Source organism: Streptomyces sp. NPDC005494 (assembly GCF_042872025.1).
Lineage (GTDB): Bacteria > Actinomycetota > Actinomycetes > Streptomycetales > Streptomycetaceae > Streptomyces.
Genome location: NZ_JBIAJR010000012.1, coordinates 122,510 through 136,191 on the forward strand (window position 1 = coordinate 122,510; position 13,682 = coordinate 136,191).

The 13,682-nt window shown below is 68.8% G+C and carries 6 protein-coding genes; 2 read left to right on the top strand and 4 right to left on the bottom strand.

Annotated elements, in window-relative coordinates; all coding sequences use genetic code 11:
- Positions 1 to 168: 168 nt before the first annotated feature.
- Positions 169 to 6,930 (top strand): DUF3320 domain-containing protein, encoded by a 6,762-nt coding sequence (locus tag ACFYQ6_RS30025; RefSeq protein WP_388765933.1) that lies wholly within the window; start codon positions 169 to 171, stop codon positions 6,928 to 6,930.
- A gap of 164 nt (positions 6,931 to 7,094) precedes the next feature.
- On the opposite strand, the gene ACFYQ6_RS30030 is transcribed toward ACFYQ6_RS30025, so the two are convergent.
- The 4 genes from ACFYQ6_RS30030 to ACFYQ6_RS30045 all read right to left on the bottom strand — a co-directional run bounded on the left by ACFYQ6_RS30030 (position 7,095) and on the right by ACFYQ6_RS30045 (position 12,642).
- A complete protein-coding gene (locus ACFYQ6_RS30030; protein ID WP_388765935.1) occupies positions 7,095 to 7,223 on the bottom strand; it encodes a hypothetical protein in 129 nt (42 codons plus the stop codon).
- 115 nt (positions 7,224 to 7,338) lie between these two features.
- The gene (locus tag ACFYQ6_RS30035; protein ID WP_388765937.1) at positions 7,339 to 9,480 is read right to left on the bottom strand and encodes a UvrD-helicase domain-containing protein; all 2,142 of its coding nucleotides are present in this window, start codon (positions 9,478 to 9,480) and stop codon (positions 7,339 to 7,341) included.
- A gap of 58 nt (positions 9,481 to 9,538) precedes the next feature.
- Complete coding sequence (locus ACFYQ6_RS30040; protein WP_388765939.1) at positions 9,539 to 10,804, bottom strand: McrC family protein; 1,266 nt, start codon at positions 10,802 to 10,804, stop codon at positions 9,539 to 9,541.
- Between the two features lie 68 nt (positions 10,805 to 10,872).
- Positions 10,873 to 12,642, bottom strand: a complete 1,770-nt coding sequence (locus ACFYQ6_RS30045; protein ID WP_388765941.1) for an AAA family ATPase — start codon at positions 12,640 to 12,642, stop codon at positions 10,873 to 10,875.
- 381 nt (positions 12,643 to 13,023) lie between these two features.
- Between ACFYQ6_RS30045 and ACFYQ6_RS30050 the strand changes: the two genes are divergently transcribed.
- Positions 13,024 to 13,677, top strand: a complete 654-nt coding sequence (locus tag ACFYQ6_RS30050; protein ID WP_388765943.1) for a hypothetical protein — start codon at positions 13,024 to 13,026, stop codon at positions 13,675 to 13,677.
- Positions 13,678 to 13,682: the final 5 nt, after the last annotated feature.

The following is a 13,682-nucleotide window of genomic DNA, read 5'->3' on the forward strand; positions in this document are numbered from 1 at the left end:
CGCAGTGCCGGCCGTAGAATCCTCCGCTTAGGGGGATCAGCGGGACCAAACCGGCCAAGGCGACTGTGTGAACACGACCTGCCGTGTATCTGTCCCGGGTTCAGCACGTACCTGGGGGGTGTGTGCTCCGTCGGCCCCGGAGAAGCTGGACGAGGAGCAGAGAACAGAGTGACAATTCCGGGCACTTTCGGCGGCGGTACGGACCTGGAACGGCTCAAGCAGGTTCTCGCCGGCTGGCGGACCTCCCTGGTGGACTTGAGCGGGCGCAATCGCCTGCTCAACTTCCGCCACACCAAGTCCGCGACCTTGGAGATCACGCAGCCTCCGGCGGAGACGCTGGTACGTGGCCTGGAGCGTGGGTGGGACTTCGCTCCGCTTCCGGACGAGGATCTTGAGGACGAGGAAGCGGGCTCCGCCGAGGACGGAACCGCTCCACACCGCCTTGCTGAGATCCGCGGCTCTGCGGACGGCATCGTGACGCAAAAAACCACAGGACCGGCTCTCCAGCGTGCCCTGACCGGTCTGCGCAGCCGATCGAGCCAGATATTCAACGACTACGGTCTGTGGACGCTGCAACTCGGCGTCGGTGTCCTGCACTGGCGCGAGGACGGAGCCGAGACGGGCAGCGACGCCCCGCTGGTCCTGGTGCCCGCCCGGGTCACCCGGATGTCGAACGGGCGGATGCGCTTGGAGCTCAACGATGATGAGGAGCCGCGCCTCAACCCCGCACTCAGGGTGAAGCTGGAACAGTTCCACATCGACTGGGCGCCCGTCACCGAGCAGGATCCGACCGATCTCGCCGCCGTACTCGCCGCCGTCACCGAGTCGGTGGCGGGCAAGTCCGGCTGGAAGGTGTCGCCCCGCGTCGTGCTCGCGCTGTTCGCCTCCCACAAGGAGTCGATGTATCAGGACCTGCTGGAGAACGAGAGCCGCGTCCTGGCCAGTGACCTGGTCAAGGCGGTGGCTCTCGGGCCGAATGCCGGTCTGGCCTCCGACCGCTTCGACTTCGAGGAGATCGAGCTCGACCGCATCGATCAGCTCAGCCCGCCCGAGGACAGCCCGCTGGTCCTCGACGCCGATGCCTCCCAGCGTCAGGCGGTGGCCGCCGCTGTGGCAGGACAGTCCTTCGTGCTCGACGGCCCTCCGGGCACCGGGAAGAGCCAGACGATCACCAACATGATCGCCGGTCTCATGCATGCGGGTCGCAGTGTGCTTTTCGTCAGTGAGAAGGCCGCTGCTCTCGACGTGGTGCTCGATCGTCTACGGTCTGTCGGCCTGGACTCGTACGCGCTCGCCCTGCACAGCCACAACACCAGCCGCCGAGCGGTGGCACAGGAGCTGGGCCGGGCGCTCGAAGAGGAACCGCAGGCACCCCAGCTCTCGCAGCAGGCCGTGACCCTGGCCCGCGAGACCCGCCAGGCGCTCAGCGGCTACGCCGACGCGATGAATGAGGTCTGCGAGCCGCTCGGCAAGACCCTGCACGACGTGATCGGCCGAGTGGGACGGCTTTCCGACGCACCCGTGGCCTACCTGACTCCGACGGCCGGCGGCGGTAAGGACGACAAGCCGTTCGTCGCCGCCACCCTCAGCAGCCAGGATCTGCACCTGGTGATCGAGGCCACCCAGGCCATCGCTGACGCCTGGCAGGCGGTCGCAGACCCGTCCTTCCCATGGCGGGATCTGCGCGCGGGCACCCCGCATCCACGACCCGCACTCGACCAGGCCATGGCAGCCCTCGAAGGGTTCGTCACGGCCGTGGCCCGCTACCCCGAACTCGGCCCTGGAGGATTTCCCGCAGGCGACGAGAGCGGCGTCGTCCGGCTCACCGGTCTGCTGTCGCTCATCGAGTCCCGGCACGACGTCCCCGAACACTGGCTGACCGCAACCGACTTCGCCGAGACGGTGGACAACCCTGTCGACGCCTTCCTCACCGAGCTGAGGAAGGCGAACCGCGCGGCGGCCTCCGCACGGTCCGCGGCTGGTGCGCGCTGGGAGGAGCTCTCGGCGCGCCTGACGGCGGAGAAGAGCGCAGCAGAAAACACACTGGCCGGTCTCGCGCCTCCCGGAATCGACCTGTCCCCGCTCATGGAAGAAAGAGCGGGCGAACTGGCCCGGGAGTTCGAGGCGACCGCCGACGGGCTCGACCGTACGCATGGCCATCTCTCGGACTTGGCCCGAAGGTTCGGGCTCGATGTTCCCCGCGACACCGAAGCGGCTACCCAGGTGTGCGACATCGTCGCGCTCGCCGGAAGCGGGCATCGGCCCCTGGGGTCCTGGTTCGAACCCGGTGGCGCGGCGAGGGCCGACCAGGCTGCCGTGCGTGTCATCGCTGACCGGCTGCGTGCCTTCTCCGCCCATTGCGACGGGGTCCTCTCCGCGCGGGCGGAGGCCACCGCGCTTGCCGGGCCCGGATGGGCCGACCTTCCTACCGGGCTGAGCGCGGATCCGTCCCCGGCCGAACAGGCTCTCGCGGATCTGGAGCCCACCGGACTGGACATCACCGCATGCACGCGGCGGTACGCCGCAGACACTCTCGACCGGTTCTCCGCCCTCGCCGAGACCCTCGAATCCGCGGAGCGGCACGCCGAGTCCGCGTCCGTGCTGCTCGGCCTCGACCGGCCGCGGAGCACGGCGGGGGCCGAAGATTTGGTCGCCCTGATCGACCTGACCACGGCCCCGCACCGAGCCCCGGCCACCTGGCACGACCCCGCAGTGCTGCCCCGTGTGCAGGATGCCGTCGCTGACATGACGGAAGCCGCAGACCGCCTGGCCGACGCCGAGCGGTCTGCCCGGGACACCTTCCGCCACGAGACACTCAGCACACCCGGGCTCCCCGACCTGATCCGTCGGCTGACGGAGGGTTCCCGTGGCATCGGCGGTCTCCTGTCCAGCGGTATCCGCGCAGACCGCAAGGCCGTCGCCGGTATCACCGTCGCGGGCTCGTGGCGCAGCGATCTCTACGACAAGTTGCCGTCCGCCCTCGCTTGGTACACCGCCCACGACCGTCTCAAGCAGCTCACCCTGGGCCACCGAGAGCTGCTGGGTGTCTACGCGACGTCCGAACTTCCCGACGTCCCCGCACTGCAGGCCGCAGTGGCACACGCGGAATCTGTCCACCGGCTCGCACAGGACGCTGTCCTGACCCCACACCGGCGCACCACACTCGCGGCCCAGACCGCGGACGGTGGCACTCCCTCACCGGAGCTGCTCGGCCTGGGGGCCGCACTACGCGATGAGCTGGACTCCTGGACAGCCCAGTTGAACGATCCGAGCCTCCGGTCCGACGCGGATGAGCTCATCAAACAGCCTCTCGGGTCGGCGGCCCGTCGCCTGCGCGCTCATCTCGACCCGCTGCGTGAGGCCATCGCACTCCTCGACACCCTGACCGCAGTCGGCCGACGGGCGGAAGGGGCCTCCGAACGCACGGTGTCCGTCGCCCGTGGAGCGGTTGCCGCGGCCCACAGGGCCCGCAGCGAGACCGAGTCGTTCGCCGCCCACGAGGCGACCCACCGCCGGCTTCTCGGCCCTTGGTACCGGGGTCTGGATACGGACCCGTCCCGCTTCCGCGACGACGACCACGGCGACTCCACCGGCCACGAGGCGACGGGTCAGCTGCTCCGCCTCGCATGGGAAGCCTCGGAGCCGGCAGGAGCAGCCGGCCCGGCCCAGTTCGCGCGCGCGACCGAGCACGACATCGAACTGCTCGGACGGTACGCCCCGGACGGCCACCCCGACTCGGACCTGCTGCGTCGCGCGATCGAGGCGGCACGCACTGTCGAGAAGCTAGCCCCCGCGGCGCTCGCGGACCCCGTGCGTAGGACCCGTCTCGCCGACGGCATGACTGACGGCACGCCCGTACCTCACGAGGCCCTGCGGCAGGCCGAACAGATCCGCTCCGAGCTGGAGATCTGGCAGAGACACGTCCGTCTGCCGCATCTGTCAGCCGCAGGCAACCAGCTCCTGCATCTGCCGCTGGACGAAGCCGCCAGGTGGTTCCGCGTCCACGTCGAACCCTTCGAGGACGCTGCCGATCTCGTCCACTCCGTCGCCCGCGTTGCCGACACGACAGAGAATCTGACGCTGGGCCGCGCACGCGAAGCCGTGACGGCCGTCGTGCAGGCACGGGCTGCCGCAGCAGGTTTCACGGAGCATGCCTCCGCCCACCGTGATCTGCTCGGAGAGCTCTACCGGAGCACCGCGACCGACCGCAGCGACGTACTTGACGCCCTCGACTGGGCCCAGAAGGTACGCAGGTCGTCCGACGGATCTCACTCGGCGCCCCTGACTCAAGCTGCCGCTCACACCATGCTGACGGCGCCCGCCGACCCGTCCGTGGCACAACGCCACGAGGACTGGCGGCGGCAGCGCGACGCCCTCGCCGATCATTTCCAGCCGCCCCGCGACCGCGCTCTGCGGCGCGAACTCCAACAGTCCCTGGCGGCGGCTCGCACCTATCTGTCTCGCCTGGACGACGACCCCTACGGCCCCGAGGCATGGACCTCCTGCGCACAGGCGCTCACCCGCCTCAGGGGATACGGCCTGGACGGACTGCCCGGCCAGCTCGCGCAGCGCGATGTCTCCGCCGCAGACTTCCCGGCGGCGATGGAGCGTGCGGTCCTCACCGCGTGGATCGAGCGCCGGTTTGAACTCGACGCCCGGCTCAAGCCGATGCGCGCAGTCGAGCGGGACCAACTGGTGGAGCGGTTCCGCACGGCGGACCGGGACCTGGTGCAGGCGGCCCACGCCGACGTCATCGCCGCCTGCAACGACCGCCGCCCACGGCGTACGTCGGTGGGCCAGGCCGCCGTACTGCGCAGGCAGGCCCAGTTGAAGACCCGGCACATGCCGGTCCGGCGCTTGCTGGGCGAGACCCGTGAAGTTGTCCGCCTCATCAAGCCGTGTTTCATGATGAGCCCGCTGACCGTCAGCCAGTTCCTTCCCTCCGACTTCCGCTTCGACGTCGTCATCTTCGACGAGGCGTCCCAGGTCCTGCCCCAGGACGCCGTCAACTCCATCTACCGCGGTGACGCCCTGATCGTCGCCGGGGACCAGAAGCAGCTGCCGCCCACCTCGTTCTTCAGCGCGGGCGGCGGTGGCGATGAGGACGACGAGTGGGACGAGGACGGAGCAGCCGGATTCGAGTCCGTGCTCGACGCCTGCAAGGCGACCGGTGTGCTGCGGGGCCTCCCCCTGCGGTGGCACTACCGCAGCCGCCACGAGAACCTCATCGCCTTCAGCAACCACGAGTTCTACGACAACACCATGGTGACCTTCCCCGGGGCGCTGGAGCAGAGCCCGGACGTCGGTGTCGAGTTCATCAAGGCGGACGGTGTCTACGACAAGGGAGGCCGCAGCAACAACCCGCTGGAGGCGGCCCGGGTCGCCCAGCGCGTGATACACCACTTCGCCACCCGCCCCGGACTCACCCTGGGCGTGGTCGCCCTGTCGAAGGCACAGGCCGAAGCCGTCGAGGAAGCCGTGCAGAAGGCCAGGACCACCCGACCCGACCTCGACCGCTTCTTCACCGACGACCGTCTCGACGGCTTCTTCGTCAAGAACCTGGAGACCGTGCAGGGCGACGAGCGCGACGTGATCATCCTGTCGGTCGGCTACGGCCCCGACCAGCAGGGCAAGCTCGCCTCGTCGTTCGGCCCCATCAACAGGGAAGGCGGCTGGCGGCGGCTCAACGTCGCCGTCACCCGCGCCCGGCGCCGGATGGAGGTCGTCGCCTCCTTCTACGGCGGCGACCTGCGCGACAGCCCCAACAAGAGCGTGCAGCACCTCAAGCGGTACCTGCAGTACGCACAGCACGGCCCTCAGGTCCTCCAGACACAGACCGCAGACTCGGACGCAGCCCCGGAGAGCCCGTTCGAGGAAGAGGTCCTCGACGTACTGCGGGACTGGGGCTACTCGGTACAGCCCCAGGTGGGCGTCGCCGGCTTCCGCATCGACATGGCCGTACGCCACCCCGACGCACCCGGCAGCTATGCCCTCGGCATCGAATGCGATGGCGCGATGTACCACTCGTCCCGGGCAGCCCGCGACCGTGACCGGCTGCGTGAGTCGGTCCTGAGCGATCTTGGCTGGAAGCTGCACCGGATCTGGGGCACCGACTGGTACCGCAGCCGCCGGGACGCCATGGCACGCCTGCGCGCGGATGTGGAGGCGGCCTGCGCACAGGACCCCCACGGGAGCAGGCCGGAGCCGGAAACCGTACCGGTCACGGTCGAGGAAACCCCGGGGGCCCTGGCCCACGCCGTGCCTGCGGCCACGGTCGCAACGCCTCCGGCCGCCACGGCACCGACGGTGACCTTCGTCCCGGTGGACGACAGCCCGGCACCGTGGAGCCGGCCGTACCAGGAGGCGGAGGAAGCCGAACTGGACAAGCTACGGAAGGCTTCTGCCCGCAGACGGGACCGTGTCGGCATCGAGCTCCAGGACCCGGACGCGGGTGGCGTAGTGGGGGACGTGGTCAAGTGCGTCATCGAGGTCGAGGGCCCGATCACCGAGGAACTGATCTTCACCCGTGTCCGCTCGGCATGGGGCCTCGCACGCTCGGGGCAGGTCATCCAGGACCGCATCCGCCGGGTCCTGCGGAAGCTCGTCACCAAGGGTGAGATTCTGCGCGTGGGCGACGCCTACGACCGGCCCGGACATGAGGTGGAGGTCGCCCGCACCCCCACGTCGCGGTTCACCCGCAAGGTCACCCAGGTGCCGTTGGTCGAGCGGCAGCTCGCGCTGCGCAGTGTGGTCGAGGAGAGCCCGGGTGTGCAGCGCGCGGAACTGCTGCGTGAAGTAGCACGCTTCTTCGGATGGGCACGGCTCGGCTCGGACATCCGGGACGCGCTCACGGACGACATCGACGACCTGGTCGCCACTGGAGCGCTGGACGAGACGGACGGAGGGCTGCTGCCCGTCGACGGCGACTGACGTACGGACGGGGAGGGCTGGGCCGCCGTTCGGGTCAGCCCTCCGCCAGGTCCAGGTCGATCAGCAGGTAGCTGTGATGCTCGCGGCCCAGCGGGGACCTGGCGGTGGCGACCATGAGCTCCGCCAGGACCGTGCGGTTGGCGTAGGCGCTCAGGAGTGTGCGGTCACCTCACGGTCGGCGCGTACGGTGACGACCCCGAGAAGAGGGCGCCGATCTCCGCTCGGATCGCGTCGAGTTCCTCGGCGGCGACCTTGAGGGGCAGGTCGGCGGTGGCGTGCTCGCCGTCACTCATCGGGACCCGGTGGGTCGACGGGGTATACCTCACCGAACGTGACACCAGCGTCACTTCGTGGCGCCCAGCGGGGCCGGTAGCCGCGAGGAAAGTTCTGCGCACTCGGAACGCGCCGTTAAGCGCCTGCAGCCACCGGGATGAACTCGCTCGCCTTCCCGCTCCACGACACCCGTAGTGCCTCCCGGGCGCGCGTACAGGCGACGAAAAGCAGGCAGCGTTCGCGAAGCATGTCGCCCTCGTGCTGAAGGGGATCCACCTCGGCCGGTGTGATCTCCCGAGCGAACGGCACCATGCCCGCCGAGACACCGAGCACGGCGACCGCGCGGAACTCCAGCCCTTTCATGGCGTGCATCGTCGCAAGGCGTACACCCACCGCGCCGGGTGGGATCGGCCCCTTGACCCGTGCGACGGGAATTCCGGCCGCCCGGAGGTGGTCCGCGGCCTTGTCGAGGGTCAGGTTGAACCTGGCGCAGACCCCGATCTCGGCCGGTGCGACACCGTCAGCGATCCACTCGTGAATCCGCTCTGCCAGCGCCGACGCCTCCTCCTGCTGGTTCGAGCAGCCCACGGCCTCCGGGCGCTGGCCGTGCAGCAAAGAGCGGTAGCCGGCGAGTGAATCATTGCCCTCGCCGTCCATCGCCTCCACCGTCACCGGTGCCAGGAGTTTTGCCGACCAGGAAAGAATCTCCTCTGTGGAACGGTAGTTGACGCGAAGCCGGAAACTGCGGCCGGCGGTCTGCACCCCGAGAGACCCGAGCGTGACGCGGGAATCGTAGATCCGCTGATGAGGATCGCCGGTGAGGAAGAGATCGTCCGGTCCGGCCGCGACGGCCTCGCGCAGCACCCGCCATTGAGCGGGGTGCAGGTCCTGCGCCTCGTCGACGACGATGTGCCGGTACGCCGGGCCGTGCTCGCTCAGCAGCTCGGCAGCGCGGGCGCACACGCTCAGGTGCGTGGTCTCCCCGCGCTCCTGCAGTAGCCGCTCGAATTGTTCGACGGCTTCCCACACCAGATGGCGCCGTCCGGCCCCGAGAGCCGTGCCGCGACCGCGGCGCGATACCGAGAGGTAGGAATCGAGGTCGCGGACGTCCTGCCCGAGGACGATGTGCCGGTACTCCTGCGCCAGGAACTGCTCGCTGAACGGCAGCCGGAGACGCTGGACGACCTTGCCCCACAACTGCCGCTGCTCGCGGTCACCGACGGGCTGTGCGGGCCGCGCATCATGGTTTCGGACGACCGTGCTCGCGAACGCGTCGACGGTGGTGATGTCGACGCGCTTCAGCAGATCCTGGTCGTCGTCCAGGAGCAGCGCGAGGTTCTCGCGCAGGCCGGCGGCCAGAGCGTTGGTGAATGTTGTCAGGAGAACACGACTCTCGTCGGCACGCCCGAGCAGGTGCTTGACGCGATGCAGGGCGGCGACCGTCTTGCCTGTCCCCGGGCCGCCGGTGACCTGCACCGGACCACCGTAGGAGGTGCGGTAGGCGACGCGGCGTTGCGACGGGTGGAGGAAGACGCGCCACGCGGCGAACGGCTTCTCCAGCATGTCCTCGAGCTCCTGCGGCCCGGTGACGAGCCGGATGCGTGCCGTGGTGTTCGCGATCACGGTCGCGAGGTCCTCGACCGGCTCCGCGGGCGCGTCAACCGGCCGGCGTCCGGCGACGACATCCCGGTAGACCTCGTCCGGGCCGAACCCTTCGGCGAGGTACTGCAGCACTTCCAGCTGGTCCTCCGGCAGAAGCGTGGCGAATGCCTCCAGTTGGGCTTTGTCCGCGATCGAACGGACCGCACGCAGTACCTGGTGATCGATGCCGAGCTCATGCAGCGCCCCGTCCGACACCTTCGCGAAGAGCAGCTCCGGTGCCGTTCGCGCGGCCTCCTCGTACAGCGGCGTCAACTGGTCGAGCGCGAACGCGTTGCGGACCTCCAGTGCGCGCGTCGCGGTGTTCGCGCTGTAGAGGCGCTTGGTGGCCCAGCTGTACGCGTCGTCATGTGGCAGAACGTTCACCAGCAGGAACACGTCACTGCCGTCATCCGGGGCGAGGACGACTCCACGCCAGAAGTCGCTGATCCGGATGGTTCGCATCCGCGGGTCGCGGGCCCGCTCGACACTCTCCAGGTGGAGACCCTTGTCGGCGTTGAGCTCGGCGACGGTCAAGACCTGGAACTTGGCCATCGCCTTGCGCACACCAGCGCGGATCGGCTTCTCCAGACTGTCGTATCCGTCCCAGAAGCTATTGGCGAATGCAAGACGTGGCACGAGATTCCCCCCGGTGGGTGTGAACGCAGATTATGCGCATGGAGCGTGTACCCGTAGATCATTTTTGATTGTGGTCGGCTGCCAGGCGGGCGGCCAAGTGCCTCAATGTGTGCAGGAGTTCGGATGGGTCCCGGTCCAGATCCACCACGTGCTGGTACAGGCGCACGCCCCCGCCGCCGACCGGTCGGCCACTGCCGCACACCTCGTGGACCCGCTCTCCGTGCTGTCCGGCGGCGTACACCAGATGTCCCTCGCCCAGGCCGAGGACGGTGCAGTAGGCGAGCATCTGGTACAGGTCCGCACTCGGGTACGACCCTGCCTTCTCTGTCTTGTACTTGGCGTCGACGACCGCGACGGGTGTACGTCCGTCCGGCTGGTGGACCACCAGGTCAGGGCGCATCCGGACCTTGCCGGCGGTGTCGAGGTGTTGCGGGTCCTGGAGCCGGCCGACGAGCCCGTGCTCACGGACGGCCTCGCGCAGGGCTCCGGTGACGAAGTCCTCGAAGAGGACGTTCATGTCGAAGAGGAACCCATCGAGGGAAAGTCCACCGGTCCGGTGCTCGGGCGATGTGCCGCGGAGAACGGCCTCGGAGAGCCGCAGCGCAGGCTGGTAGCGGGCGTTGAGCCGGGAGGGCGCCCACTCGGGCAGGTCCCGGCCTCGGACCAGCGGCGTGGCGTCGGCGAGCCGCACCCGTTGATGGCCCAGCCGCCGTCGCACGTCGTCGGGGACGTCAGGAAGCCGGAGTAGTGCCTCGCATGCCGCGCGCAGGATCTGGTTCTCCGGGATGTCCGGGGTGTACGCGTCGTACGCGATCTCGATCGGCGGGGTCCGGCCGAAGTGACGCCGTATCTGCTCCGCCTCACGGATCCGTCCGCGTACGACCAGCGCCGAATCCTCCACTCGCTGGTAACCCTGAAGGACCCCCTGGCGCAGAGAGCGGTCGATCTGCCGCTCCACGGCGTAGGCGAGTGCGGGCACGACGTCCTCGTGTGCGCCGACGTCGACGGTTCCGTCGCGCTCCTGCCGCCAGGCCCGGGCGGGGTCGAGGCTGAAACCGAGAAGAAAGAACAGACGACGGACGGGGGTCTTCGGCACGATGCGCAGGATCAATGAATCGCCGGCCCGGGTATCCGGGGAGCGGGGGGCGGGGGCCGGGACACGGATGGCCCCGACGAGGCTACCCGCCCGTAGGAGCCAGTTGCCGGGCCGTTCGGGATCGGGAGTGGCGTTCGCCAGCACGCCGGAGACAGCCAGTGCACGACCGGCGACGGCGTCGAGCGGGATGGAACGGGCCGTGGCGTGCTCGCGCAGCGTGATTGCCACGCCCGAGCCGTCGGTGTGGTGCGCTGATGATGTCGTCGAAGCGGCAGATCCCGCCCTCCGCAGAGTGTTCACCCTTGTGCCTTCCGCAGGGCGTCGAGTCCGTAACGGTCCTCGACATTGATGCCCTCGCCGTAGTGGTACTCGCTCAGCAGCGGAAGGATCTTCGTTCGCCACGTGCGATCGAGACCACCGGTCCCATAAGCGCCGGGCTTCATCAGATAGGAGGGGCCGATGGCGAAGTCGGGGTCGCCCAGCCGGTCGTTGAGGGTGTCGAGGAGGCGGGCGGGCTCATTGTCCTTGCCCTCTCGCTCAAGCCATCGGGCCAGCAGCCCGCGCGTCGGTTCGGTGCGAGGGGAAAGCTCTATGAAGGCGAACCGGCGCCGCATCGCGGCATCGACGAGAGCGATGGAGCGGTCGGCGGTGTTCATGGTGCCGATCACGAACAGGTTCGGCGGCAGGCCGAAGTCGTCCCCGGAGTAAGTGAGACGGACTGTCTTCTTGCGGTACTCCAGCAGGAAGTACAACTCGCCGAATACCTTGGCCAGATTGGCGCGGTTGATCTCATCGATGATCAGGAAGTGCGGGATGTGCTTGTTTCCGTCTCGCGACGCGAGATCGGCGAGCTCGCGTAGCGGGCCGGCGTTCAGCCGGAACGCGACCTCGCGGGTCTCCGGATCCTCGACGGGCCGGAATCCCTCGAAGAAGTCCTCGTAGGCGTACGACGGGTGGAACTGCACCAACTTGACCTGCTCGGCGCCGCCCCCGAAGTGCTCGGCGAGCTTCATCGCCAGGTACGTCTTGCCGGTTCCCGGCGGCCCGTAGAGCACCAACTGGCGTTCGTCCCACAGGAGGTCTCGGACTTCGTCGAGCCATGCCCGGTCGTGGATCAGGAGTTCCGAGGCGAGAGCGTCAGTGACCGGAGTCAGCGCCAATTCCTTCGTTTGCGCCGGGGGCACTTCCTCGTCAGTGACCGGGGCGGGGGCGCCGAGCGCGGCAAGTGAATCCGCGACGGAGGTCAGATCCACGACGTCGTGCTGCACGGAGAGCTTCTGCTGCAGTTCTTCCGGCAGTTCGTCGTACGGATGCCCCTGGTGCTGCCACGAGACCGTGCGCCGCAAGTTGGTCAGCCCGCCGGGGGAGTCGGTCTGCTGGGCCTCGCCGGTGATCTGCCCGAGAAGAAGCTGCCCCTCGGACAGGGTGGCGAGGGTGTCTCCGACGCGCATCTGTGTCAGGAAGGCGTGCAGGTCGTCCACGAGGCCACGCTTCTGACTGTATGAGGCGGTGCCTTCGTAGCCGTCCTCCACATATCGGCGCAGACTGCTCTTCGTCGGGTCCTGTTCGTCCAGCGGCGGCAGGTGGGCGCCGGACAGCGAGACAAGCCCTTCGCTCAGCCACATCCGGCCCACGAGGTCCCTGCCGGACACGTTGGAACCACGCACCAGCCAGGACTTGCGCGGCGCGCGCCAGCTCGGGGTGAGGTAGTCCGAGAGTGGATGCCCGGAGGCGTCCCGCCACGTCTCCGGGCCGCTCACGCCGTAGCCGATGACGAGTGAGGCGGCGGCAGAGGCGGAGTTGCACTCGATGTCCCTGGCCGCCGTCCAGTACCGGCTCGGGCCGTCGGGAGTGTCGGCGAGGGAGCCGTCGGAGCGGAGTTCGGCCCGCTGTCGACGGGTGTAGTCGCTCAGGCCGGGCCATTCGGAGGCGCTGACAGGCGACCCTTGGCGTAGCAGGAACCTGAGAGAGCCGTTGTTCCCGGGTTCGATGAGGACGCGTCCGTATGCTGTGGGGCCGTCGCCGGGGAGTTTGAGACGGAACTCGGGGTAGTCCGGGTGCTCCATGAAGGACGGCCTTCCGTGCGACGGTCGGGGCGGGCTGGTGAACAGTATATCTGTTGACGGTGCTAACGATGCAGTCATGTCCTGGCGGGCGGGGTGCGCGCGTCAGATGCGCCCAACGGCGCCCCCCTTTGGTCATCTGTGGCTGAGGTCGCGATCAAGGTCGAGTGCAGAGGTAGGGTGTTCCGTGCACACTCATCCGTTGACGATGTAAACACATTGACTCTAGAGTGGGCGCACCGACCCGCTCCCATCGCGGCGGTGAGGAATGCTCTGGGCGTCAGGGGGCTTGATGGGTGGGGACCTGGGCACGGAACGTTGGGCCATCGCAGCGGAGTTGCCGTCAGTCATCGAGCGACTGAAGAGCTGTGCTTCCCGGCCGCCGTGTCGATCACGGTGCTCGCCGACGAATGCCAGCGGCTCACGGAGGCGAACTCCACCCTGAACGAGATCGCATCCACACTCGGCCGCTCGACGAGCTGTGTCGAGATCGGCGGCAACCACCGCAACACCCGCGAGCTCGCCTCCCTCGCCGAACACTTCCGAGTCGGCGGCACACAGCCGAACATGCCGGTCCGTAGCGGCACGCTTCCTGCCATCCGTCGCTACTCGGGCCCGAAGGACCTGGCCGACGACATCGCCGGCATGGCGCTCCGCGCACCGAAGCAGCGCATCGGTGTCATCGTGAACTCCCTCCCCACGGCCGCCGACCTGATGCGCCGCCTCGAACGGGCCAACCTCGCAACCGAGCCTCAGCTGTACAGCTCGGCGGCTCCGAACGGCCGCTACCGCGACCTCGATCTGACCCGCCCCGGCGTCGTCTTCGTGCACCGCGCCAGCGCCAAGGGTCTCGACTTCGACACGGTGGTCGTCGCCGACGCGGAGACCGACTCCGCCACCGACTCGACCGAGGCGTCCCTCCGCATGACGTACTACGTCATGATCACCAGGGCCCGCCGGCGCCTGATCCTGGGCTGGCAGGGGTCGCGGCTGCCGCGACATCTGGAGGGGCTGGGCGGCTGGGCGACGATGCGCTGAGCGGT